General features: G+C 73.9%; 23 protein-coding genes and 1 riboswitch. Of the genes, 11 read left to right on the top strand and 12 right to left on the bottom strand.

Annotation, left to right across the window (positions count from 1 at the left end; genetic code table 11):
- Positions 1-4: 4 nt before the first annotated feature.
- On the bottom strand, positions 5-367 hold the full coding sequence (locus tag DFJ68_RS06075) for a hypothetical protein (protein ID WP_121031879.1): 363 nt from the start codon (positions 365-367) through the stop codon (positions 5-7).
- A 97-nt stretch (positions 368-464) separates the two neighbouring features.
- Between DFJ68_RS06075 and DFJ68_RS06070 the strand changes: the two genes are divergently transcribed.
- Positions 465-818, top strand: coding sequence for a metallopeptidase family protein (locus DFJ68_RS06070; protein WP_121031877.1), 354 nt, complete (start codon positions 465-467; stop codon positions 816-818).
- A gap of 311 nt (positions 819-1,129) precedes the next feature.
- Here the strand turns inward: DFJ68_RS06070 and DFJ68_RS06065 are convergent, their stop codons facing one another.
- The 3 genes from DFJ68_RS06065 to ctaC all read right to left on the bottom strand — a co-directional run bounded on the left by DFJ68_RS06065 (position 1,130) and on the right by ctaC (position 4,221).
- Positions 1,130-1,531 (bottom strand): cytochrome c oxidase subunit 4, encoded by a 402-nt coding sequence (locus DFJ68_RS06065; protein ID WP_121031875.1) that lies wholly within the window; start codon positions 1,529-1,531, stop codon positions 1,130-1,132.
- A 3-nt stretch (positions 1,532-1,534) separates the two neighbouring features.
- On the bottom strand, positions 1,535-3,232 hold the full coding sequence (gene ctaD / locus DFJ68_RS06060; protein ID WP_245963765.1) for an aa3-type cytochrome oxidase subunit I: 1,698 nt from the start codon (positions 3,230-3,232) through the stop codon (positions 1,535-1,537).
- Between the two features lie 68 nt (positions 3,233-3,300).
- Entirely contained in the window at positions 3,301-4,221 is a 921-nt protein-coding gene (gene ctaC / locus DFJ68_RS06055) for an aa3-type cytochrome oxidase subunit II (protein ID WP_245963494.1), read from the bottom strand.
- Between the two features lie 192 nt (positions 4,222-4,413).
- Here ctaC and DFJ68_RS06050 point away from each other — a divergent pair, with 192 nt between their 5' ends.
- Both DFJ68_RS06050 and DFJ68_RS06045 read left to right on the top strand, forming a co-directional pair.
- Positions 4,414-5,598: a cysteine desulfurase family protein gene (locus tag DFJ68_RS06050; protein ID WP_245963493.1), complete on the top strand. Its 1,185-nt coding sequence runs from the start codon at positions 4,414-4,416 to the stop codon at positions 5,596-5,598.
- On the top strand, positions 5,595-5,975 hold the full coding sequence (locus DFJ68_RS06045; protein WP_338067408.1) for a sulfurtransferase TusA family protein: 381 nt from the start codon (positions 5,595-5,597) through the stop codon (positions 5,973-5,975). The genes DFJ68_RS06050 and DFJ68_RS06045 overlap by 4 nt, the downstream gene beginning before the upstream one ends.
- A 30-nt stretch (positions 5,976-6,005) precedes the next feature.
- On the opposite strand, the gene aat is transcribed toward DFJ68_RS06045, so the two are convergent.
- The 5 genes from aat to DFJ68_RS06020 all read right to left on the bottom strand — a co-directional run bounded on the left by aat (position 6,006) and on the right by DFJ68_RS06020 (position 10,913).
- Positions 6,006-6,680: a leucyl/phenylalanyl-tRNA--protein transferase gene (gene aat, locus DFJ68_RS06040; RefSeq protein ID WP_121031869.1), complete on the bottom strand. Its 675-nt coding sequence runs from the start codon at positions 6,678-6,680 to the stop codon at positions 6,006-6,008.
- A gap of 63 nt (positions 6,681-6,743) precedes the next feature.
- A complete protein-coding gene (locus DFJ68_RS06035; protein WP_121031867.1) occupies positions 6,744-7,745 on the bottom strand; it encodes a carbohydrate kinase family protein in 1,002 nt (333 codons plus the stop codon).
- Positions 7,746-7,847: 102 nt separating this feature from the next.
- A complete protein-coding gene (locus DFJ68_RS06030) occupies positions 7,848-8,228 on the bottom strand; it encodes a HesB/IscA family protein (protein ID WP_121035132.1) in 381 nt (126 codons plus the stop codon).
- Positions 8,229-8,479: 251 nt separating this feature from the next.
- Positions 8,480-9,757 (bottom strand): glycerate kinase family protein, encoded by a 1,278-nt coding sequence (locus DFJ68_RS06025; protein WP_338067407.1) that lies wholly within the window; start codon positions 9,755-9,757, stop codon positions 8,480-8,482.
- 85 nt (positions 9,758-9,842) lie between these two features.
- Positions 9,843-10,913, bottom strand: a complete 1,071-nt coding sequence (locus tag DFJ68_RS06020) for an alkene reductase (protein ID WP_121031865.1) — start codon at positions 10,911-10,913, stop codon at positions 9,843-9,845.
- A gap of 98 nt (positions 10,914-11,011) precedes the next feature.
- On the opposite strand from DFJ68_RS06020, the gene nadA reads away from it, so the two are divergent.
- Positions 11,012-12,223 (top strand): quinolinate synthase NadA, encoded by a 1,212-nt coding sequence (nadA, locus tag DFJ68_RS06015; RefSeq protein ID WP_121031863.1) that lies wholly within the window; start codon positions 11,012-11,014, stop codon positions 12,221-12,223.
- A gap of 457 nt (positions 12,224-12,680) precedes the next feature.
- Here nadA and DFJ68_RS06010 read toward each other — a convergent pair whose 3' ends face one another.
- Complete coding sequence (locus tag DFJ68_RS06010; RefSeq protein ID WP_121031861.1) at positions 12,681-14,048, bottom strand: dipeptidase; 1,368 nt, start codon at positions 14,046-14,048, stop codon at positions 12,681-12,683.
- Positions 14,049-14,205: 157 nt separating this feature from the next.
- Here DFJ68_RS06010 and DFJ68_RS06005 point away from each other — a divergent pair, with 157 nt between their 5' ends.
- Positions 14,206-14,790 carry a DUF3043 domain-containing protein gene (locus DFJ68_RS06005; RefSeq protein WP_121031859.1) on the top strand — a complete coding sequence of 195 codons (585 nt, stop codon included), beginning with the start codon at positions 14,206-14,208 and terminating at the stop codon, positions 14,788-14,790.
- Between the two features lie 44 nt (positions 14,791-14,834).
- Here DFJ68_RS06005 and DFJ68_RS06000 read toward each other — a convergent pair whose 3' ends face one another.
- Positions 14,835-16,238: a serine hydrolase domain-containing protein gene (locus DFJ68_RS06000; protein WP_121031857.1), complete on the bottom strand. Its 1,404-nt coding sequence runs from the start codon at positions 16,236-16,238 to the stop codon at positions 14,835-14,837.
- On the bottom strand, positions 16,235-16,450 hold the full coding sequence (locus tag DFJ68_RS05995; protein WP_121031855.1) for a hypothetical protein: 216 nt from the start codon (positions 16,448-16,450) through the stop codon (positions 16,235-16,237). Before DFJ68_RS05995 ends, DFJ68_RS06000 begins: the two co-directional genes overlap by 4 nt.
- 61 nt (positions 16,451-16,511) lie before the next feature.
- Positions 16,512-16,646, top strand: a riboswitch (cobalamin riboswitch).
- 91 nt (positions 16,647-16,737) lie between these two features.
- Here DFJ68_RS05995 and DFJ68_RS05990 point away from each other — a divergent pair.
- The 6 genes from DFJ68_RS05990 to DFJ68_RS05965 all read left to right on the top strand — a co-directional run bounded on the left by DFJ68_RS05990 (position 16,738) and on the right by DFJ68_RS05965 (position 22,630).
- Complete coding sequence (locus tag DFJ68_RS05990; protein ID WP_245963492.1) at positions 16,738-17,499, top strand: SCO2322 family protein; 762 nt, start codon at positions 16,738-16,740, stop codon at positions 17,497-17,499.
- A gap of 75 nt (positions 17,500-17,574) precedes the next feature.
- Complete coding sequence (locus DFJ68_RS05985; RefSeq protein WP_121031853.1) at positions 17,575-18,681, top strand: energy-coupling factor transporter transmembrane component T; 1,107 nt, start codon at positions 17,575-17,577, stop codon at positions 18,679-18,681.
- A complete protein-coding gene (locus DFJ68_RS05980; RefSeq protein ID WP_121031851.1) occupies positions 18,678-20,345 on the top strand; it encodes an ABC transporter ATP-binding protein in 1,668 nt (555 codons plus the stop codon). The genes DFJ68_RS05985 and DFJ68_RS05980 overlap by 4 nt, the downstream gene beginning before the upstream one ends.
- On the top strand, positions 20,342-21,280 hold the full coding sequence (locus DFJ68_RS05975) for an ECF transporter S component (RefSeq protein WP_245963491.1): 939 nt from the start codon (positions 20,342-20,344) through the stop codon (positions 21,278-21,280). Before DFJ68_RS05980 ends, DFJ68_RS05975 begins: the two co-directional genes overlap by 4 nt.
- Entirely contained in the window at positions 21,277-21,852 is a 576-nt protein-coding gene (locus DFJ68_RS05970; RefSeq protein WP_121031849.1) for a bifunctional adenosylcobinamide kinase/adenosylcobinamide-phosphate guanylyltransferase, read from the top strand. The genes DFJ68_RS05975 and DFJ68_RS05970 overlap by 4 nt, the downstream gene beginning before the upstream one ends.
- Positions 21,845-22,630, top strand: coding sequence for an adenosylcobinamide-GDP ribazoletransferase (locus tag DFJ68_RS05965; RefSeq protein ID WP_121031847.1), 786 nt, complete (start codon positions 21,845-21,847; stop codon positions 22,628-22,630). Before DFJ68_RS05970 ends, DFJ68_RS05965 begins: the two co-directional genes overlap by 8 nt.
- Positions 22,631-22,758 lie beyond the last annotated feature (128 nt).

Below are 22,758 nucleotides of genomic sequence, written 5' to 3'. Positions count from 1 at the left end.
CGCTCTACGCGCCGTTGCGCCGACCCTCGAGGTCCGGCGGATGGGTGTAGTCGACGGGTGTCCCGGTCGTCTCGGCGTGGGCGATCTCCGCCCGTGTGGAGGCCCCGACGTGCCCGTCCGGGTCAACGACGAGGACCCGGTCGGCCAGGTCGATCTTGTGACGGTGCAAGGCGTCGAGACGGGCCTTCTGCTCGGCCGTGGGAGGCGGCGCGTCCCCGTCCCCCCCGGTCCCCCCGGCCGGCTCCCCCAGCTCGGCGGGAGCGAGGACGATGATGCCGGCGAGGCTCAGGTCGCGGGCGACGGCTCGCAGCTCACGGGCGAAGCGCAGGGAGCCGCACAGGCAGACGATCTCGGGGCGGTCGGGCACAGCGCTCTCCTCGGTCGGCGACGGAGCCGACACCAGCCCACCACAGGGGTCCGGGCGCGCACGAGGGCCACGTCGCCCGCCGTGCGAGGATCGACGGGTGCAGCACCTCACCGATGCCGAGTTCGAGTCCGCCGTCGCCGACGCCCTCGACTCGATCCCCGACGAGCTGGCCCGCACGATGACCAACGTCGCCGTGCTCGTCGAGCAGGAGCCCCCGGAGGACGACCCCGACCTGCTCGGCGTCTACGACGGCATCCCCCTCACCGAGCGCGACGGCTGGTGGGACGCCGGGGCCCTGCCCGACCGCATCACGATCTTCCAGGGCCCGCTCGAGCGGTTCTGCGACTCCCCCGAGCAGCTGCGCGAGGAGATCGCCGTCACCGTCGTGCACGAGGTCGCGCACCACTTCGGCATCGACGACGACCACCTGCACGAGCTCGGCTGGGGCTGAGGCCCGCCCTCACCCTTCTCGCCCCTCACACGCTCGCGCGGGCACCGCAGGGGCACCGCAGGGGCACCGCAGGGGCAGCGCAGGGGCCTTGTGCGACACCCGTGACGGGTCTACCGTCGATCCACCGCATCATCCGATCGGACGGAGGTGGACGACGATGACCGCTCCAGCACGATCGCACCACAGGCCCGAGGGCCCGTGAGTGCCGGGTGACATGGCGAAGGGGGAAGGCCGCCGGCCTTCCCCCTTCGTCGTCCGTGACCGTGACTGCGGCGCCGCAGGCTACCGCTGGTCACTCGTGTGTCGACCGGTCAGATCGAGTACTCACCGGAGAAGGACTCGAAGACCCAGAGCACCACGGCCACCGCGCCGAGGAACGCCCCGATGATGAAGAGCCACCAGCCGACGGCCAGGCCGAGGAACATGATCGCGCCGGCACCGGCGAGCCACAGCGGCGTCCACGAGCTCGCGACGAAGTAGCCGTAGTTGCCCTCGCCCTCCTCGATCTCACCGGTGAGGTTGTCCTCCGGGCGCAGCGGGAGGTTCTTGCCCGTCATGTAGAAGTAGAAGCCGGTGAGCACGAACAGGCCGGCCGTGAGGATCAGCGCCGTCAGGCCGATGGGCTCGGTGAACTTCGTCCAGAACCCGTACACGAGGGTGACCGGGATGAAGAAGATGAACAGGTAGATGAAGAGCTTGGTCTCGACCTTCACGGGTCAGTTCTCCTTCGTGCCCGCACGACGGGCCTCACGGTCACCGACGTCCGCCTGGCCCATGACCTGCACGAGCGTGCTCTGGTCGGGCACGGGGGCGCCACCGGGGGCCGCCTCGGGGTGGTGCAGGTCGAACGCGGGGCGCTCGGAGCGGATGCGCGGGATCGAGGTGAAGTTGTGGCGCGGGGGCGGGCACGAGGTGGCCCACTCGAGCGAGGCGCCGTAGCCCCACGGGTCGTCGGTCTCGACGAGCGGCGCGTGCCTCCACGTCTTCCAGACGTTGTACATGAACGGGATCATCGACGCGCCGAGCAGGAACGCCCCGACGCTCGAGACCATGTTCGCGGCCTGGAAGCCCTCCTCCGGCAGGTAGTCGGCGTACCGGCGGGTCATGCCCTCGACGCCGAGCCAGTGCTGGATGAGGAAGGTCATGTGGAAGCCGATGAAGAGCATCCAGAAGTGGATCTTGCCCAGCGTCTCGTCGAGCATGCGCCCGGTGAACTTCGGCCACCAGAAGTAGAAGCCGGCGAACATCGCGAACACGACGGTGCCGAAGACCGTGTAGTGGAAGTGCGCGACGATGAAGTAGCTGTCGGAGAGGTGGAAGTCGAGTGCGGGGCTGGACAGGATGATGCCGGTCAGACCGCCGAAGAGGAAGGTGGCGAGGAAGCCCATCGACCACAGCATCGGCGTGGCCATGACGACCTTGCCGCCCCACATCGTGCCGATCCAGTTGAAGAACTTCACGCCGGTCGGCACCGCGATGAGCATCGTCATGACCGCGAAGAACGGCAGGAGCACCTGCCCTGTCACGTACATGTGGTGCGCCCACACGCTGGCCGACAGCGCCGCGATGGCGATGGTGGCGAAGACGAGGGTCTTGTAGCCGAAGATCGGCTTGCGCGAGAAGACCGGGAGGACCTCGCTGATGATGCCGAAGAACGGCAGCGCGATGATGTACACCTCGGGGTGGCCGAAGAACCAGAACAGGTGCTGCCAGAGCATGGCACCGCCGTTCTCGGCGTCGAAGATGTGCATGCCGAACCGCCGGTCGCCGCCGAGCGCGAAGAGCGCGGCCGCCAGCACGGGGAAGACCATGATCGCGAGGATCGAGGTGATCAGGGCCGTCCACGTGAACAGCGGCATGCGGAACATCGTCATGCCCGGGGCGCGCATGCACACGATCGTCGTGATGAAGTTGACGGCGCCGAGGATGGTGCCGAAGCCGCTCAGGGCGAGGCCGAAGACCCAGAGGTCACCGCCGACGCCAGGGCTGTAGCTGACGTCGGAGAGCGGCGCGTAGGCGAACCAGCCGAAGGCGGCGGCGCCGTTCGGGGTGACGAACCCGGCGGCGGCGATGATGCCGCCGAAGAGGTAGAGCCAGTACGCGAACATGTTCAGGCGCGGGAAGGCCACGTCGGGCGCGCCGATCTGCAGCGGCATGATCGCGTTGGTGAACGCCGCGAAGAGCGGCGTCGCGAACAGCAGCAGCATGATCGTGCCGTGCATCGTGAACAGCTGGTTGTACTGGTCCGGGTTGTCGACGACCTGCAGGCCCGGGGCGAACAGCTCGGCCCGGATGAGCAGGGCGAGGATGCCGCCGAGAAGGAACCAGACGAACGAGGTGATGAAGTACAGGTTGCCGATGACCTTGTGGTCGGTCGTCGTCACCCACTTGACGAACGTCGCCCCCTTGGGGATGCGACGGGCCCGTGGGACGGACGCGGCGCCGGTCTTGACGTCGGCCTGGCGGTTGGCGGTTGCGGTCGTCACTGGTCGGTCCCCGTTCGGGCGGGTGCTGGGATCTTGTCGGCGTCGGCGGGCACCATCTGCTCACGGCTGGCGTCGACGGGGATGAGGCCGGTGTTGCCGATCTCGGCGAGGCGGGCCATCTGCTGGTCGTACTCGTTCTGCGGGACGACCTTGACCATGAAGAGCATCTGCGAGTGGTAGGCACCGCACAGCTCGGCGCACTTGCCCTGGAAGGTGCCGGTCTGGGTGGGCACGATCTGCAGCTTGTTCGTCTTGCCCGGCAGCATGTCGAGCTTCGTCATGAACGCCGGCACCCAGAAGCTGTGGATGACGTCGCGGGCGTTGAGCACGAACTCGACGCGCTTGTTGACCGGCAGGTAGAGGGTCGGCATCTTCGCGCGGGCGTCGGGGTCGGCCGGGTCGACGTGGACGCCGCTCTCGTGGACGTTGCTGTCGATGTAGTTGAAGTCCCAGCTCCACTGCTTGCCGACAACGCTGATGGTGACGTCCGGCTTCTTGCTCGTGTCGGTGAGGGCGGCCTCGTCACGGGCCGTGTAGTAGAAGAACACGGCGACCATGAACACCGGGATGATCGTGTAGAGCATCTCGACGGGCACGTTGTAGCGCAGCTGCACCGGCAGGGTGTCGTCACCCTTGCGGCGGCGGAAGCGGATGGCGGCGTAGAGCATGAGGCCCCACGTGATGGCGCCGACGGCCAGCACGGCCACCCAGCTGCCGATCCAGAGGTCGGTGACCCGCTCGCCGCTGTCGCTCACGGTGTCGGGCAGGTAGCCGTTGCTCGCCTTGGTGTTGCAGCCCGCGAGGGCCAGCGCCGTGACGGTGAGCAGACCGCCGGCGCGCAGGACGCGCCGCCCCACCGTCCGCCGAGGCCGGCCCGCCGTCGGCGAGGCCGCTGCGGTGTCGTCGTGCTCAGGCACCAGGTGCACCCTTTCGTCGCGCCCGCGGGCACTCGTCGAGAGCCCGGAACGTTGTCACGTCATCTGTGCGCCGGACCGCCAGAAGTCGTGGCGGTCGGGCGGCGCGGTCGTCCATGGGCACCCGTGTGCCCACCCCTGAACACTACCGCCCCACATCGGGCGTCGCCCCCAGGGGGCGGCTACCGTGTCGCCGTGGTCAGTCACGATCCGGGCACGAACCCTGTACCCGGGCGCCGCCTGCTCGACGCGGCCGACGGGCCCCTGCACCCGGTGGCCCGCCAGACGCTCGCGGCCGCCGTCGACGCGGGGTGGGCCGACCCTGCCCGGCTGCACACCGAGGGCCGTCGGGCGCGTGCCCTGCTCGACCGCACCCGGGATGTGCTGGCGGCCGGTCTCGGGGCGCGACCGTCAGAGGTGAGTCTCCTGCCGAGCGGGCCGACCGCCCTGGCGCGGGCGGTCGAGGGCGTCCTCTGGGCCCGTCGTCGCCATGGCTCGCGCACGGTGGCCTCAGCGGTGGAGCACTCGGCCGTCCTCGTCGACGCCCGCGCACGAGAAGCGCAGGATGCCGGTGGGCTGGGTCTCGTGCCCGTCGACCGTCTGGGGCGGGTCGAGCTCGACGCGTGGGGGGCCGAGGTGGCCGCGCCGGGCACGGTCGTCGCCGCGCTCCAGAGCGCCAACGGCGAGGTCGGCACGCGGCAGCCCCTCGCCGCGGCGCACGAAGTCTGTCGGCGTCACGGGGTCCCGCTCGTCGTGGACGCCATGGCCGGCCTCGGGCGCGACCCGGCCCCGACCGACTGGGACGTGCTCGTCGGCGACGCCCGCTCGTGGGGTGGACCCCCGCTCGGAGTGCTCGTCGTGCGCGAGGGCACCAGGTGGCAGTGGCGCCACGCCCGCGCCGACGTGGAGCACGGACGCACCGATGTGTCCCCGTGGGTCCCGCTGGCCCTCGCCGCCGCCGAGGCGTGGCAGCAGACCGCGTCCGACCGGGAGGCCGACGCAGCGGCGGCGCACGCCCTCGTCGACCGGGTGCGGCGAGCGGCAGCCACGGTGCCGGACACCGAGGTCGTCGGCGACCCCGACGACCGTCTCCCCCACGTCGTCACCCTCTCGAGCCTCTACGTCGACGGGGAGGCGCTCGTGCACGCCCTCGACCGTCGCGGCATCGCGGTCGCCAGCGGGTCGGCCTGCACGTCGAGCACCCTCGAGCCGAGCCACGTGCTCGCCGCCATGGGCGCGCTCACCCACGGCAACCTGCGCCTGACCCTGCCGCTGCGCTCGGTCGGGCCGGAGCGCGAGGCCGACGTCACGGCGTTCTGCGAGGCGCTCCCGCAGGTCGTCGCCGCGGTCCGGCTGGAGGCGGGGGTGACCGGGCTGTGAGCGACGACCGGCCCGTCTCCGGCCGTGACACCCGGGCCGACGCCGGCACCGGACCGGACCATGAGGTGGAGGGTACGACCGCGTCGACCCACCGCTTCAACCCTGACCCTCGACCTGAACCTGAACCGGCAGCTGCGGTCCTTGACGCGCGCGGGCTGCGCTGCCCGCTGCCGGTGATCCGACTCGCCGCCCTCGTGCGCGACCGTCCCGAGCTCACGACCGTGGTCGTGCTCGCGACCGACCCCGCCGCGGCGCACGACGTGCCGGCGTGGTGCCGCATGAGGGGGCACACCTTCGTCGGCACCCGGGCGGAGCCCGGCGGCGGCCAGGCGCACGAGGTGCGCCTCTCACGCGGGCCGGCCACCCGGCATCCGTGACCGGATGCGAACCGACAGGACGAGCCCGGCTCAGGCCCAGGGGCGAGGCAGCGGCGCCCGGAGCGCCTCGTCGAGCAGGCGGAGGTAGTCGCGCCGCGGCACCTCGGTGACCCCGAGGGTCGCCAGGTGGTCGGTCCGCCACTGGACGTCGACGATGCGGCGGGCGTCGCCGTCGGCGGCGAGCAGCTCGTGGAGCGCCAGCAGGGCCACCTTCGAGGCGTCCCGCTGCTCGTGGAACATCGACTCCCCCGCGAAGAGACCTCCGATGGCCACGCCGTAGAGCCCGCCCACCAGCCGGTCGTCGTCCCACACCTCGACGGAGTGGGCCCAGCCGGCGTCGTGCAGCGACTCGTAGGCCCGGATCATCGTCGGCGTGATCCAGCGTCCCTCGCGGCCGGGGTCGGCGCAGGCGCGGATGACGTCGGAGAAGGCGGTGTCGACGCTCGTGCGCACCCGGCGCGCCGACTGGCGCAGCGATCGGCTGACGCGCAGCTCACCGAGTCGGAGCACCCCGCGCGGGTCCGGGCACCACCAGCCCATCGGCTCGGCCCCGTGCTCCCCGATGCCCATCGGGAAGATCCCCGTCGAGTAGGCCTCGTAGAGGGTCTCGACGGTCAGGTCCGCCCCGATGCCGATGAGGTCCTCACCGTCGGGGACCCGCTCGAGCGCGAAGTCCCAGGGGGTCGGGTCCGGAGCAGTGGGCACCGTGCGCCTCCCGTCCCTCGTCCTTGCCCGTCCTACCCGTCCGACCCGCAGTGCGACCCGGCGTCAGGGACGGGCGCAGGTGATGTGCGGCTCGATGTCGGCGGCCGAGCCGGGGCCGTAGGCCTCGGTGAGGCGCTCGAGAAACCGCGCCTTGCCCAGCACGTACTCCTGCGTGCCGACCGTCTCGATGACGTAGGTGGCGAGCATCGAGCCCAGCTCGGCGCACCGGCGCGTGTCGAGACCGGCCGACAGCCCGGTGAGGAAGCCGGCGCGGAACGCGTCGCCGACGCCCGTCGGGTCGGCGCGGCGCACCTCGCGTGCGACCGGCACCGTCACCACCTGCTCGCCCTCCCCCTCGCCGCCCCGGCGGTGGATGGTCACGCCGTCGGCGCCCCGGGTGATGACCCGGGTGCCGACCCGCTGGAGGATCTCGGCGTGGTCCCACCCGGTCTTCTGCTCGGTGAGGTGCGCCTCGTACTCGTTGGTGAAGAGGTAGTCGGCGCCGTCGACGAGGCCCCGGATGGTGGGCCCGTCGGCGAAGGCGAGCTGCTGCGACGGGTCGGCGATGAAGGGGATGCCACGGGTGCGGCACTCCTGCGTGTGACGCGTCATCGCCACCGGGTCGTCGGCCCCGACGAGGACGAGGTCCAGCCCGCCCAGGCGCGCGGCCACCGGGGCCAGCTCGATGTCGCGGGCCTCGGTCATGGCTCCGGCGTAGAAGGTCGCGATCTGGGCCATGTCGCGGTCCGTCGTGCAGATGAACCGGGCCGTGTGCCGCGACTCGGAGTAGTGCACGGCGCCGCAGTCGACGCCGTGCCGCTCGAGCCACGAGCGGTAGTCGGCGAAGTCGTCGCCCACTGCCCCGACGAGCACGGGACGCTGCCCGAGGGCGGCCATGCCGAAGGCGATGTTGGCCGCCACTCCCCCACGCCTCACCTGCAGGTCACCGGCCAGGAACGACAGCGAGATCTTGTCGAGCTGCTCGACGACGAGCGAGTCGCGGAACAGACCGTCGAAGGTCATCAGGTGGTCGGTGGCGATGGAACCCGCGATGGCGATCTGCACACCACTCAACCTAGCGTGCGGCCCTGGCGCCGGTTGCGGCCGGGACGCACGGAGGGGCCCGACCGGCATCCGGTCGGGCCCCTCCGTGAGGTGCGGGGCGGCTCAGCTGAAGGAGTCGCCGCAGGCGCAGCTGCTGCCCGCGTTGGGGTTGTCGATGGTGAAGCCCTGCTTCTCGATGGTGTCGGAGAAGTCGATCGTCGCGCCCTCGAGGTAGGGCGAGCTCATGCGGTCGACGACGACCTCGACCCCGTCGAAGTCGCGCACGAGGTCACCGTCGAGCGAACGCTCGTCGAAGTAGAGCTGGTAGATCAGGCCCGAGCAGCCGCCGGGCTGGACGCCGACGCGCAGGCGCAGGTCGTCACGACCCTCCTGCTCGAGCAGGCTCTTGACCTTGCCCGCGGCGAGGTCGGTGAGCAGGACACCGTGCGCGGGGGCGTCGGTGGTGACGGTGTCGGTCGCGGTGGCGTTGGTCTCGACAGTCATGTGGTGGTCCTTCACGTCGTGGACGGCTGGTGGTGCTGTCACAGCGGACAACCAGCGGGTCACCGGTTGTGTTCCCGGTTCGCACCACGATACGCCGCGCCACCGACGGTCCCGAACGGTCGTCCGCAGGGCGGCGTGGTGTCACCCGCCGACGTGCGTCCGAGCACGGGTGCGCCCGCCGGTCGGAGGGTCGGAGGGTCGGATGCCGTCGGACCGCGCGGGTGCACGGCCCCCGGCCGCGGGCGAGCGTGTCAGCGGGGCGGGGGCGACCACGTGCGGGCCACCCGCTCGACCCGTCGGGACAGCGCCCCGGCGGGGTCGGCCCGGCTCGCCTGCACCTCGGCCGGACGCTCGGCGACGGCGTAGACGCCCGAGAGGCCGGCGGCCATCGCCTCGCGGCGGCCGACGAGGGCCTCCCCGGCCACGACGACCGCGGGCACGCCGTGACGGGAGGCGGCCGCGGCCACCCCGACGCAGACGGTGCCGCGCAGCGACTCCCAGTCGAAGCGGGCCAGGCCGGTGACGGCGAGGTCGGCGGCGGCGAGGTACCGCTCGAGCCCGACGGCCTCGGCGACGACGTCGACGCCCGGCACGAGGCGACCGCCGAGCAGCCGGAGCGCGAAGGCGAGCCCGCCGCCGGCCCCGGCCCCCGGCTCCCGCTCGGGGCGCAGCAGCGTGCCGCTCAGCAGGTCGCGGGCGGGCGGTCGCACCCGGGCGACGACGGCGGCGAAGTGGCCGAGCGCGTTCTCGAGCGACTGCGCCTGCTCCGGCGTGGCGCCCCGGCGCTCGGCGTGCACGGCGCTCGTGCCCTTGAGCCCGAGCAGGGGGGCGTCGACGTCGGTCGCCACGACGAGGTCGACCCCCCGCAGGCGCTCGCGGGCGGCGTCGAGGCCGTCGAGGTCGGCCTCGGTGACCGACACGAGGTCCGAGCCCCCGCGGGCGAGCCGCGCCGCGGTGCCGACCCCGAGCGCGGCCAGGAGCCCGGCGCCGGCGTCGTTGGTCGCCGCTCCCCCGACGCCCACGACGAGCCGCGACACGCCGAGCTCGAGCGCGGCCTCGACGAGGGGTCCGACACCGTGGCTGCTCGCCACCCCCGGGTCGCGCTCGGCCTCACCGAGCAGGTGCAGGCCGCAGGCCTGGGCGGCCTCGACGTAGGCGGTGCGTCGACCGGCGTCCGGCCCCTTCGTCGGTCCACCGGGCTCCGTCACGAGCACGCTCGCGGGAACCTCGCGCCCGAGGGGGTCGGTCGTGACGACGGCATGGAGGGTGCCGTCGAGGGTCGCGGCGAGGGCGTCGAGCAGACCCGGGCCGCCGTCGGACAGCGGCACGGTGGCGAGCACGTCGTGCGGGGCCGCCCGCCCCCACCCGGCCGCGAGGGCGGCCCCCACCTCGGGGGCGCTCAGGGCGCCGTCGTAGCGGTCGGGGGCGATGAGCACGTGCACCGCGGCATCCTCGCACCCGAGGCGTGACGTCGACGCCGCGAGGTCACCGCCGCCCCGGACGCACTCGGCGCGCCGCCCGTGAGGCACCCCTGACCCTCCCCGGGCGCAACCCCCGACGCGCGGATGCCGCCCACCCGGGCGGGTGGCCGGCATCCGTCGGGGTTCGGCCGGGTCAGCCGAGCGTCGGGTAGTCGGTGTAGCCCTTCGCCCCGCCGCCGTAGAAGGTGGCGTCGTCGGGGGTGTTGAGCTCGGCGCCTTCACGCCACCGGCGCACGAGGTCGGGGTTGGCGAGGAACTCGCGCCCCACGGCCACGACGTCGGCGAGGTCGCGCTCGAGGATGTCCTGGACGTCGGCGAGGCCCGTGACCGACGAGAAGCCGGTGTTGAGGATGACGGGGCCGTCGAAGCGCTTGCGCAGGTCGCGCACGAGGTCGGACTCGGGGTCACCGAGGATGCTGAGGTAGGCCAGGCCGAGCGGCGCGATGCCCTCGACGACGGACTCGTACGTGGCGGCCACGTCGGCCTCGTCCTGCTCGAGCACGCCCTGGATGTTGTGCGCCGGGCTGATGCGGATGCCGACGCGCTCGGCGCCGATGGCCTCGGCCACCGCGCGGGTGATCTCGACCGTCAGGCGGGCCCGGTTCTCGGGCGAGCCGCCGTACTCGTCCGTGCGCTGGTTGCTCGTCGGGGCGAGGAACTGGTGGGGCAGGTAGCCGTTGGCCGCGTGCACCTCGACACCGTCGAGACCGGCCGCGACCGCCTGGCGGGCGGCGTGGACGAACTCCTGCACGAGGCCCGGGATCTCGTCGGTCTCGAGGGCACGAGGTGTCGGGTAGTCCTGCTGGCCGGTGGCGGTGACGATCTGGCCCGGGGCCGCGAAGGCGCTCGGGGCGACGGTCTCGAGGCCGTCCTTGTTCTCGGGGTGGGCGATGCGGCCGGCGTGCATGAGCTGGACGACGACGCGCCCGCCCTTCGCGTGCACCGCGTCGGCGACGAGGCGCCAGCCGGCGACCTGCTCGTCGGAGTGGATGCCGGGGGTGTCGAGGTAGCCCTGGCCGACGGCGCTGGGCTGCGTGCCCTCGGTGATGATGAGACCGGCGCCGGCGCGCTGGGCGTAGTACTCGGCGTTGAGCTCGGTGGGGGCCATGCCGGCGCCCGCGCGGTTGCGGGTCAGCGGCGCCATGACGAAGCGCTGCGGCAGGTCCCAGGCGCCGATGCGGACGGGCTCGAAGGCGGACGTCATCGAGGTGCTCCTCAGGTAGTTGATCGTTCAGGTACCTGCAGGACAAGGCCGTGGTGCGCGCGTTCATTCCCGGGATCCGGGCGCTCTACGATTCACGTATGACGACGACGGCGACGGCTCCCGGCTCGGCTCCTGCCCCTCTGCCCCTGCTCGTGCTCGGGCAGGGCACCGACCTGCACACCGAGCGGGGTGTCGAGTGCCCGGGCGACCTGCCGGCGGCGTCGGACCCCGACCTCGTGGCGCGCGCGCGGGCGGCCAAGGCGGCGCTCGGCGACTCCGTGTTCGTGCTCGGGCACCACTACCAGCGCGACGAGGTCATCGAGTTCGCCGACGTCACCGGCGACTCGTTCAAGCTCGCCCGCGACGCGGCGGCCCGGCCCGACGCCCCGCACATCGTCTTCTGCGGCGTGCACTTCATGGCCGAGTCGGCCGACATCCTCACGAGCGACGAGCAGACCGTGATCCTGCCCGACCTCGCCGCCGGGTGCTCGATGGCCGACATGGCCGCGATCGCCCAGGTCGAGGACTGCTGGGAGCAGCTCGCCGAGGCCGGCGTCGCCGACCGCACGCTGCCGGTGACGTACATGAACAGCTCGGCGGCCATCAAGGCCTTCACCGGGCGGCACGGCGGCACCATCTGCACGAGCTCGAACGCGCAGACCGCGCTCGAGTGGGCCTTCGAGCAGGTCGGTGGGGTCGACGGAGACGGCAAGGTGCTCTTCCTGCCCGACCAGCACCTCGGGCGCAACACCGCGGTGCGCGAGCTCGGCCTGTCGCTCGACGACTGCGTCGTGTGGGACCCGCACCGCCCCCACGGCGGCCTCACCCCCGAGCAGCTGGCCGGGGCGCGGATGATCCTGTGGCGCGGCCACTGCTCGGTGCACGGCCGGTTCACGGTCGACGCCGTCGAGACGGCCCGCCGCGAGATCCCCGGAGTGCGCGTCATCGTGCACCCCGAGTGCCGCTACGAGGTCGTCGAGCTGGCCGACGAGGTGGGCTCGACGGAGAAGATCATCCAGACCATCGCGGCCGCTCCCGACGGCACGTCATGGGTCGTCGGCACCGAGCTCAACCTCGTGCGCCGGCTCGGGACGATGTTCCCCAACCAGCGCATCACCTTCCTCGAGAAGAACGTCTGCTACTGCTCGACGATGAACCGGATCGACCTGCCGCACCTCGTGTGGGCGCTCGAGTCGCTCGTCGAGGGCCGGGTCGTCAACCCGATCCGGGTCGACCCGACCGTCGCCGCGGAGGCGCGGGCCGCCCTCGACCGGATGCTGGCGCTGCCCGGCCGGACGCACCGCGACTGACGCGCGGGCCGGGCCACCCGGCATCCGTGCCGCGCCCGGCCGTGCGCTTTCTCCCGCCGCGGCCCGATTCCGGACGCCGAACTCGCCCGGCCGTGCACTTTCTCCCGCCACGGCCCGATAAAGGACAGGGTCTGCGCCCGGCCGTGCACTTTTTCCCGCCGCGGCCCGATTCCGGACACCGAACCCGCCTGGCCGTGCACTTTCTCCCGCCACGGCCCGATTCCGGACGCCGAACTCGCCCGGCCGTGCACTTTTCCGCGCCACGGCCGCGTTCCGGACGCCGAACCCGCCCGGCCGTGCACTTTCTCCCGCCACGGCCCGATTCCGGACGCCGAACTCGCCCGGCCGTGCACTTTTCCGCGCCACGGCCCGATGAGGGACAGCGTCCGCGCCCGGCCGTGCACCTTTTCCCGCCACGGCCCGGAAACGGACCGCGCCCGGATGCCGGGTGGCCCGGTCAGCGCGCCCGCAGCGCTCCCATGCGGGCGAGGAAGATCGCCTCGGCCGTGCAGACCTTCTCGAACTCGCCGAGGTGCAGCGACTCGTTCGCGCCGTGCGCGCGGGTGTCGGGGTCCTCGACGCCGGTGACGATGATCGCCGCCTCGGGGAACCGCTCGACGAACGAGGAGATGAACGGGATCGACCCGCCGACGCCGATGTCGACCGGCTCGGTGCCCCACGCGTCGGCGAACGACGCCCGGGCCTGGTCGTAGGCCGGGCCGTCGGCGTCGGCCGCGAAGCCCGGGCCGCTCTCCTCGAGGCTGACCTCGACCTTCGCGCCCCACGGCGCGTGGCCCTCGAGGTGGGTCTTCAGCGCCTCGAACGCCGAGGCCGGGTCCTGCGTCGGGGCGAGCCGCATCGAGATCTTCGCGGCCGCCTTCGCCGCGAGCGTGTTCGAGGCCTTGTCGATCGACGTGGCGTCGATGCCGATGGTCGTGATCGACGGCTTGGTCCACAGCCGCGACAGGATCGAGCCGGTGCCGATGAGCTCGACCCCGTCGAGCAGCCCCGACTCCTCACGGAAGCGGGCCTCGTCGTAGTCGAGGTCGGCCGCCTCCCCCGAGTCAAGCCCGGCCACGGCGACGGATCCCTCGTCGTCGTGCAGCGTCGCGAGCAGCCGTACGAGCGCGGTCACGGCGTCGACCGCCGCGCCGCCGTACATGCCCGAGTGCACCGAGTGGTCGAGCGTGCGCACCGTGACGACGACCCGCACTCCGCCGCGCAGCGTCGTCGTCAGCGCGGGCGCACCGACGGCCCAGTTCGTCGAGTCGGCGATGACGATGGCGTCGGCCGCGAGCCGGTCGCCGTGCCGCTCGAGGATGGTCTCGAGCGAGGGCGAGCCCGACTCCTCCTCACCCTCGACGAAGATCGTCAGCCCGACGGGCAGGTCGCCGGCGTGGGCGCGCAGCGCGGCGACGTGGGCCATGACGCCCGCCTTGTCGTCGGCGGCGCCGCGCCCGTAGAGGCGGCCGTCGCGCTCGGTCGGCTCGAACGGCGCCGTGGTCCAGTCGGACTCGTCACCCGGGGGCTGCACGTCGTGGTGGGCGTAGAGGGTGACGGTCGGCGCCCCCTCGGGCCCGTCGACGTGGCCGATGACGGCCGGACGCCCGCCCTCGGTCACGACCTCGACCTCGAGCCCCTCGGCCGCGAGCAGGGCCGCGACGGCCTCGGCGCTGCGCGCCACCTGGCTCTGGTCGAAGCTGCTCGCCGAGACGCTCGGGATGCGCACGAGCGCCTCGAGGTCGGCGCGCACCTGCGGCATGAGGTCACGCACCCGAGATCGGATGCCGTCGAGCTGGGCCGGGGTGAGCACGTCGTCAGTCACGCTCCCGACCCTACCCAGACGCCCGCGCCCCCGACGGGCGCCCGCGAGCCCCCGCCCGCACCAGCCCCCCACCCACCGGCACGGGCGCGCACGACCCGGCCACCCGGCATCCGGTGACGATGCGGGTGGCCGGGCGCCCACCACCTAGAGTGGGCCCGTGTTCGGACGCAAGAAGACCCTCAACGACGAGCTCACCGAGACGACCGCCGCGGTCGACGCCCGCCCGGGAGCCAAGAACCGCCCCACGCCCAAGCGGCGCGAGCAGGAGGCCGCCAACAAGCGCCCGCTCATCGTCACCGACCGCAAGGCGGCCGGCAAGGTCGACAAGGTCGCCCGCCGTGAGGCGCAGATGAAGCAGCGCGCCGGCATGCTCGCCGGCGACGAGCGCTACCTGCCGCCGCGCGACAAGGGGCCGCGTCGCAAGTTCATCCGCGACACCGTCGACTCGCGCTGGAACATCGGCGAGTTCCTGCTGCCCGTCATGCTCCTCGTGCTGCTGCTCAGCTTCGTGCGCACGAGCTGGGCGCTGCTCTCGGTCTTCATCCTCGTCTACGGGCTCATCATCGTCTCGGTGCTCGACGCCGTGCTCATGTGGCGCCGCACGAAGAAGCGCCTCGACGGCAGCCGCCTCGGCGAGCCCCAGCGGGGTGAGGCGATGTACGCGATCATGCGCGCGTTCCAGATGCGCCGTACGCGCATGCCGAAGCCCAAGGTGGCCCGGGGTGAGCGCCCCACCCTCTGAGGCGTCGCACCGACCCCGCCCGACCGGGTGGGGTCGGCCTTGAGTCAGCCCTGCAGGTCGGCGAACGCGAGCGGATGCCGGGTGACGGCATACGTCGCGAAGTACAGCTTGGCGACCGTGCCGTCACCGGCCCGCACCACCTCGAGCACCTCACCGCGCTCGCGACCCTCGACGGCCCGGTAGCGGTCGGTGCCCTCGGGCTCGTAGCGGGTCTCCGACAGCGGGTCGTCGTCGACCAGGCGGGACCACAGCCGACCGTCGCGGACGAAGAACGTGATCGGCGACCCCTCCGACCACCACAGGCCGAGCAGGTGCTGCAGCTGCGGGGCGGGCCGCTCGGGCACCCACGCGGGGGCGAGCACGGGCTCGGCGTCGACGACGGCCTCGACGAGGTCGGTGGCGAGCCCGAGGCACGTCGCGTCGGCCGTGCTGTTGGCGAAGACGACCGCGCCGACCTTCTCCGGTCGGCGCACCCGCAGCCCGGTGAGGAACCCGGGCATGGCGCCGCCGTGCCCGACGAAGACGCGGTCGCCGCGCCGGCCCATGCCGAAGCCGAGCCCGTATGCGCCCGACCAGCCGTCGGGGTCGGTCATGATGATCGGCCGGCACATCTCGGCCACCGTCTCGGGCCGCACGACGCGGTCGTCAGGGTCCGCGACGTACGCCGCGTAGGCGGCGAGGTCGGCCACCGTCGACCACAGGCCGCCGAGCGGCGCGGTGGCGTTGAGGGTGAAGAGCGGCTCCTCGGTCGCGGTCCCCGCATACGGGTCGACCTGGTAGCCACGGGCGCGGTCGTCACCCGGCGCGAGGGTCGTGCGGGTCATCCCCAGCGGGGTGAGCACGCGCTCGGTGACGACCCGCTCGTAGTCCTGACCCGTGACCGTCTCGAGCACCTGGCCGAGCAGCCCGTACGCGAGGTTGGAGTAGTGGAAGGCGTGGTGCGACGGCAGCACCTGCTCGGCCTGCTCGACCCCGGCGAGGAAGGCGTCCCGGTCGGGGGCCTCGAGGCTCTCCCAGATGTGGCCCACCGGCTCGCGCTGCAGGCCCGACGCGTGGGCGAGCAGCTGGCGCATCGGGACCCGGGCGTGCCGCTGCCCGCTGAGGTGGTCGCCGAGCGTGTCGTCGAGGTCGAGCCGACCCTCGTCGCGCAGCGACATGACGGCGAGGGCGGTGAAGGTCTTGGTCACCGAGCCGATCATGAAGCGGGTGTCGTCGTCGACGGGGGTGTCGGCGGTGCCGGCGTCACCGTCCGCGCCGCCGGGCTCCGCCAGCCTCGCCGCGCCGACGTGGCCGGACCAGACGAGGATGCCGTCGCGCACCACGCCCGCGCTCACGCCGGGTGAGCGCCACCGGCGCTGGGCCTCGACGAGCCGACGGTCGAGGTCACGGGCCAACCCGTCGGAGACCCGGTCGACGTGCACGCCGCCCGCTCCCCCGGCAGCGCTCACTCGGCGGCCCGCAGGCTCATGGGGCCGTACACGACGGTGTCGTTCTCGCGCAGGGTCACGGCCTCCACCCCGGCGTCGAGCAGCTCGCGCCACGACTCCCCGAGGTAGTTCTCCGCGTCGCTCTGCGTCGGGAAGCCGTTCGTCGGCAGGGCGGCATCCGTCACGGGGTTGCCCTGCGCGTCGAGGTACACCCAGGTCCAGTCGGCACTCATGCCTGCCACCCTAGCCAGCGCGCGGTGTCCGTGGCGGCGCCGGGTTTGACGGCCCTCGCGCGAGCGTGCGACGGTTCGGGGTACCCCGAGGGGCGATGGGGCAAGCCGGTGAGACTCCGGCGCTGACCCGCAACCGTGACGCCACCGGCCGACGCCGGGGGCCAGCCGGAAAACCCGCGCCCGTTCGGCTCCCTGTCAGTCTGTCGTGGAATGCGGACCGGAGACACCTGGTGACGAGCGGCCGGTGGCCGGCCGCACGCGGTGCCCTCCCCCCGCGAGGAGGCCCCGTGAACGCCCGTCAACCCATCACGCGTCGACGGCCCGCTGCGGCGGCCCGCCTGCTCGTGGCGCTGCTGCTCGCCGCCGGGCTCGGCGCCCTGACCGTCGCACCCGCCCAGGCCGCGGCCTACCGCTTCTGGGGCTTCTTCACCGAGAGCGGCACCTCGTGGACCTTCGCGCAGAAGGGCCCCGACCAGACCGTGCCCGCCGACGGCACCGTCGACGGCTGGCGCTTCGCCGTCGCCGACGAGAGCTCGAGCCGCTTCCCGCGGGCCACCCCCACGTTCGACGAGCTGTGCAGCACCACCCCGAAGCAGGACGGTCTCAAGCGTGTCGGCCTCGTCGTCGACTTCGGCCGTGCGGCCGACTCCGAGAGCGCCAGTACCCCGCCCGAGCCGACGGCCCGCTGCGCCTCCGTGCCCACCCAGGCGAGCAGCACCGATGTGCTCAAGTCGGTCGGTGAGCTGCGCGTCGAGGGCGGGCTCGTGTGCGCGGTGGCCGGCTACCCGGCATCCGGCTGCGGCGGCGAGGTCAAGGAGGTGAGCAGCGCGGCGGCGGCGGCTGACACGCCCGTGCAGCTCACCCTCCCCGGTGCGGCCACGTCGAGCGCCCCCTCCACCCCCGCCGGCCAGGCGGTCGCCGAGGGCGCCGCCGCGGGCACGTCCGCCGGAACGGTCGTCGCCTACGTCGTGGCGGCCCTCGCCATCATCGCCGTGCTCGTCGTCGTGCTGCTGCGCTCGCGGGCCCGGGCCCGCCGTGGCGAGCACTGACCGACGCCGGCGAGACCCAGCAGGACCGAGCGAGACCCGGCGAGACCCAGCCAGACCAGGAGGACCGCGAGACCCGTGACGCGACCCGAGCGAGTGCGTGAGCGACTGCAGCACCCCGCGGCCTGGTGGCTGTGGGGGCTCGGCCTCGCGACGGCGGCCTCGCGCACGACCAACCCCGTGCTGCTGCTGCTCGTCGTCGGGGTCTGCGTCGTCGTCGTCACCGAGCGCGCCGACCCGTCGGTGGCCAACCCGCTGGTGCCCTTCCTCGTGCTCGGCGCGGTCATCGTCGTGCTGCGCCTGCTCGTCACCGTCGTGCTCGGCAACGGCACGGGCGGGTCGACCGTGCTCTTCACGCTGCCGCGGGTTCCCCTGCCGGAGTGGGCCGGTGGCATCCGCATCGGCGGACCGGTCGCCCTCGAGTCGCTGCTCTACGCGCTGTACGACAGCCTCCGCCTCGCCGCGGTGCTCGCCTGCCTGGGCGCCGCCAACGCCCTCGCCAGCCCGCGACGGCTGCTGCGCTACCTGCCGGCCACGCTCTACGACGTCGGCACGGCCGTCGTCGTGGGCCTCACCTTCGCCCCCCAGCTGCTCGCTGACGCCCGCACCGTCCGCAGCTCGCGGGCGCTGCGCGGACACGACGCCCGCGGCCTCCGCGAGACGGCCCGCCTCGCCGTGCCCGTGCTCGAGACCGCCTTCGAGCGCTCCCTCGGGCTCGCGGCCTCGATGGAGTCGCGGGGCTACGGCCGGGCGCTGCGCTCGACCCCGCGCGACCGTCGCCTCGCGTCTGCCATGGCCCTGCTCGGCGTGCTCGGTGTGCTCGGTGGCCTCTACGGGCTGCTCGACGGGTCCGTCGGTGGGGCGCTCGGCCTCCCACTGCTCGTCGTCGGCGCCCTGCTGGCCGCGGCGAGCCTCGTCGTCGGTGCGTCACGCGACACCCGCTCGCGGCACCGCCGCGACGAGTGGGCCCTGAGCGAGACCCTCACCGTCGCCTGCGGTGCGGTCGCGGCAGGCGCGCTCGTCGTCGGGTCCGTGGCCGGCTGGGAGGGCGTCGTCCCACCCCAGTCGCCCGCGCTGCCGGCGGTACCCCTCCCCGCGGTGCTCGCTCTCGTGGTGGCGGCCGCTCCCGCCGTGCTCACGCCCCGCCCGCGCCGGGTGCACGACGTGCAGGAGGTGACGGCGTGATCGGCTTCGAGCACGTCGGCGTCACCTACGCCGGGGCGTCGGCACCGGCCCTGCACGACGTCACCCTGGAGGTGCCCGAGGGCGAGCTCGTGCTCGTCGTGGGCCCGACGGGCAGCGGCAAGTCGACGCTGCTGCGCACGGTCAACGGGCTCGTCCCCCACTTCAGCGGCGGCACGCTCACCGGGCGGGTCACCGTCGACGGCCTCGACACCGCCGAGCACCGCCCCCGCGACCTCGCCACCGTCGTCGGCCTCGTCGACCAGAACCCCGCCTCGACCTTCGTCACCGACGTCGTCGAGGACGAGGTGGCCTACGGCATGGAGACGATGGGCCTGCACGCCACGGCCATCCGCCGCCGCGTCGAGGAGACCCTCGACCTCTTCGGCCTCACCGCCCTGCGGGCGCGTCCGCTCGGCGCCCTGTCGGGGGGCCAGCAGCAGCGGGTCGCCATCGCCTCGCTCTTCGCCGCCGGCCCGCGGGTGCTCGTGCTCGACGAGCCGACCTCCGCCCTCGACCCGGTCGCGGCCGAGGAGGTGCTGGCCTCGCTGCACCGCATCGTGCACGACCTCGGTGTCACCGTCGTGCTCGCCGAGCACCGCCTCGAACGCGTCGTGCACCACGCCGACCGGGTCGTGCTCGTGTCGGAGGGTCGCACGTCCGCCCTGCTCGACCCCGCCGAGGCCATGGAGGTCTCGCAGGTCTTCCCGCCCGTCGTCGGCCTCTCGCGCCTCGCCGGCTGGTCACCGCCGCCGCTGTCGGTGCGCGACGCGCGCCGCCGGGCCGCCCCGCTGCGGGCGCGGCTCGACCGGGCGTCCGCCGCGGGCCGCGGCGACGTTCCCGACGGGCGCGACGTTCGCGACGGGGGCGCCGTGCCTCCGCTGCGCGCCATCGGCCCGAGTGACGCCGTCGTCGTCGAGGGCGCCCGGGTGCGGCGCGGCGGTCGCGTCGTCGTCGAGGGCCTCGACCTCACCGTCGCCCGGGGCTCGGTCACCGCCCTGATGGGCCGCAACGGGGCCGGCAAGTCGACGCTGCTCGGTGCCCTCGTCGCCCAGCACGAGCTGTCGGCCGGGCGGGTGCGGCTCGGCGCCGCCGGTGTCGACCCGGATGCCGTGTCGGCCCGTGAGCGCGTCCGGGTCGTCGGGCTCGTCCCCCAGCAGCCCGAGCTGCTGCTCTACGCCGACACCGTGGCCGGCGAGTGCGCCGACGCCGACCGCGACTTCGGCGTCCCGGCCGGTTCGACCGCGGCCGTGCTGGACCGGGTGTCGCGCGGGGTGCCTGCCGACCGGCATCCCCGTGACCTGTCGGAGGGCCAGCGGCTCGAGCTCGCCCTCGCCGTCGTGCTCGCGGGAGGCCCGGAGGTGCTGTTGCTCGACGAGCCGACCCGCGGCCTCGACTACGGGGCCAAGCAGCGGCTCGGGCTCGTGCTCACCGAGCTGGCGGCGGCGGGGACGACCGTGCTGCTCGCCACGCACGACGTCGAGCTGGCCGCCGAGATCGCCGACCGCGTCGTCATCCTCGCCGACGGAGAGGTCGTCGGCGACGGACCGGCCCGCGACGTGCTCGCCGCCTCCCCCGCCTTCGCGCCGCAGGTGACGAAGGTGCTGCTGCCGCAGACCTGGCTGACGGTCGCCGAGGTGGCGGCCGCGCTCGAGGAGACCGCGTGAGCGCCGACACGGGCGCCCGCGCCACGGTCACGACGGCCGCGCCGACGTCGCCGGTGCGGACGGTGCGCCCCCGGGTCATCGGGCTGTCGTGGCCCGCCGTCGCGGCCCTCGCGCTCGTCGGGCTCGTCGGGGCCGTGGCCTTCGCGTGGCCGTTCCTCGCCTCGGCCGACTTCGTGCGGGCGCACGGCAACGACGCGCCGTGGCTCTTCGCCGTGCTGCTCGGCCTGCTCACGCTCGTGTGCCTCGCTGAGGTGTCGTCGGGGCGCCTCGACGCCAAGACCATCGCCGTCCTCGGGGTCGCGGCGGCCGCGGGCGGGGCCATGCGCCTGCTCAGCGCCGGCACCGCGGGCCTCGAACCGATGTTCTTCGTCGTCGTCGTGGCCGGGCGCGTGCTCGGGCCGGGCGTCGGGCTCGTCTCGGGCGCGCTCGCGGTGACGACCGGCGCCCTGCTCACCGGCGGCGTCGGCCCGTGGCTGCCGTTCCAGATGCTCTGCGCCGGGGCCATCGGCCTCGGCGCCGGCCTGCTGCCGGTGCGGCCCGCGGCGCGCGCCGAGCGGTGGGTGCTCGCCGCCTACGCCCTGCTCACCGGGTTGCTCTACGGCGCGGTGATGAACCTGTGGTTCTGGCCGTTCCTCGGGGCCGGCACCGCGCCCGGGCTCGCCTTCGTCCCGGGGGCCCCGCTGACCGAGAACCTCTCGCACTACGGCCTGTTCTACCTCGCCACCTCCCTCGGCTGGGACCTCCCCCGCGGCGTGCTCAACGCCGTGCTCGTCGTCGTCGCCGGGCCTGCCCTGCTCCGGGTCTTCCGCCGGGCCGCGCGGCGCGCCGCCTTCGGTGCCCCCGTGACCTTCGAGTCGCGGGCGGATGCCGTCGACCGCGACGTCCCCGACGTCCCCGACGTCCCTGACGTCCGCGACGCCGGGCCGAGGCCGTGAGCGTCACCCTCGTCACCGGGCCGGTGCGCAGCGGGAAGAGCCGGCACGCGGAGCAGCTGCTCGCCGACCAGGCGGTCGTGACCTACCTCGCCACCGGCCGACGCGCCGACGACGGCGACCCCGAGTGGGCCGAACGGGTTCACTCCCACCGACGACGACGACCCGAGGCGTGGGGGGTCGTCGAGACGGTCGACGTCGAGCCGGTGCTGCGCTCGGCCGACGCGCCCGTGCTGCTCGACTGCCTCGGCACGTGGCTGACGGGTGTCGTCGACGAGGCGGGGTGGGACGACCTGGACGCCGCCCGCGCGGCCCTGCGGGAGCGGGTCGCCGGTCTGCTCGGCGCCCTGCGTGCCGCTCCGGTGCACGTGGTCGTCGTGACGAACGAGGTCGGGTGGTCGCTCGTGCCGACGACGGCATCCGGCCGGCTGTTCCAGGACGAGCTGGGCCGGCTCAACGCCGCCGTCTCGGGCCTCGCGAACCGGGTGCACCTCGTCGTGGCGGGGCGGGTGCTCGACCTCACGGCCGCGCCGCTCGTGCCCGACCACCTCCCCCCGCGCACCCTCGATGCGTGACGGCTGGCGCCTCGCCTGGGGCACCTTCACCGCGCTGCGCGTGCCGCCGCCGAGCGCGGTCGACGCCGGCGTGGCCGGTCGGGCCATGCTGCTCGCCCCGCTGACGGCACTACCGGCGACGCTGGTGTGGCTGGCCCTCGGTGTCGGGGCCCGCACGGCCGTCGTCGCCCCCCTCGTCGCCGCCGCCCTCGCGCTCGTGGCGACCGCCGCGCTGTCGCGGGCCATGCACCTCGACGGACTCGCCGACACCGCGGACGGGCTCACCAGCGGCTACGACCGCGAGCGGGCCCTGACCGTCATGCGACGAGGGGACACGGGCCCGGCCGGGGCGGCCGCGCTCGTGCTGACCCTGCTCGTGCAGGCCGCGGCCCTGGCCGCCTGCCTCGGTACGGACGCCGGCGTCGCCCTGGCGCTGCTCGCGCTCGTGGTCAGCCGGGTCGCGCCCGCGGTGCTCTGCCGCCGGGGCGTGCCGTCGGCGCGCCCGGCCGGGCTGGGGGCGACCGTCTCCGGCTCGGTACCCGTCGGCGGGCTCGCCGGTCTGCTGGCCGTCGTCACCGTGATCGCCTGCACGGCCACGACGTTCGGGTTCGGCGTCGGGGCAGCGGTCGCGGCGGTCGTCGTCGTGGCCACCGCGGTGCTCGTGGCGACGGTCGTCGCCCGCCGGGCCGTCACACGGTTCGGCGGAGTCACCGGCGACGTCATCGGCGCGGCGATCGAGACGGCCGTCGCGGGCGCGCTCGTCGTGGCGGCGACGGCATCCGCGCTGCTCGCCCGCTGACCCCCGTTCGCCCCTCTCGCGGCGAACACACCGAGCACTGCGCACGTCGGCGTGTTGCAACTCGCGGATCCGACAGCTGCTCGGTGTGTTGCGCAGGCGCTGGGAGCCCGGCGCGGTCCGGGTTGCCC

The sequence above is a fragment of the Terracoccus luteus genome (assembly GCF_003635045.1).
Classification (GTDB): domain Bacteria; phylum Actinomycetota; class Actinomycetes; order Actinomycetales; family Dermatophilaceae; genus Terracoccus; species Terracoccus luteus.
Note: the sequence above shows the minus strand (reverse complement) of the source record. Positions and strands in the feature narration are given on the sequence as shown.

Bases quoted from the DNA above. Each gene is read 5' to 3' on its own strand.
- DFJ68_RS06030 (WP_121035132.1), bottom strand. From the start codon at position 8,228: ATGACTGTCGAGACCAACGCCACCGCGACCGACACCGTCACCACCGAC.
- DFJ68_RS06020 (WP_121031865.1), bottom strand. From the start codon at position 10,913: ATGACGTCCGCCTTCGAGCCCGTCCGCATCGGCGCCTGGGACCTGCCG.
- nadA (WP_121031863.1), top strand. From the start codon at position 11,012: ATGACGACGACGGCGACGGCTCCCGGCTCGGCTCCTGCCCCTCTGCCC.
- DFJ68_RS05995 (WP_121031855.1), bottom strand. From the start codon at position 16,450: ATGAGTGCCGACTGGACCTGGGTGTACCTCGACGCGCAGGGCAACCCC.
- DFJ68_RS05965 (WP_121031847.1), top strand. From the start codon at position 21,845: ATGCGTGACGGCTGGCGCCTCGCCTGGGGCACCTTCACCGCGCTGCGC.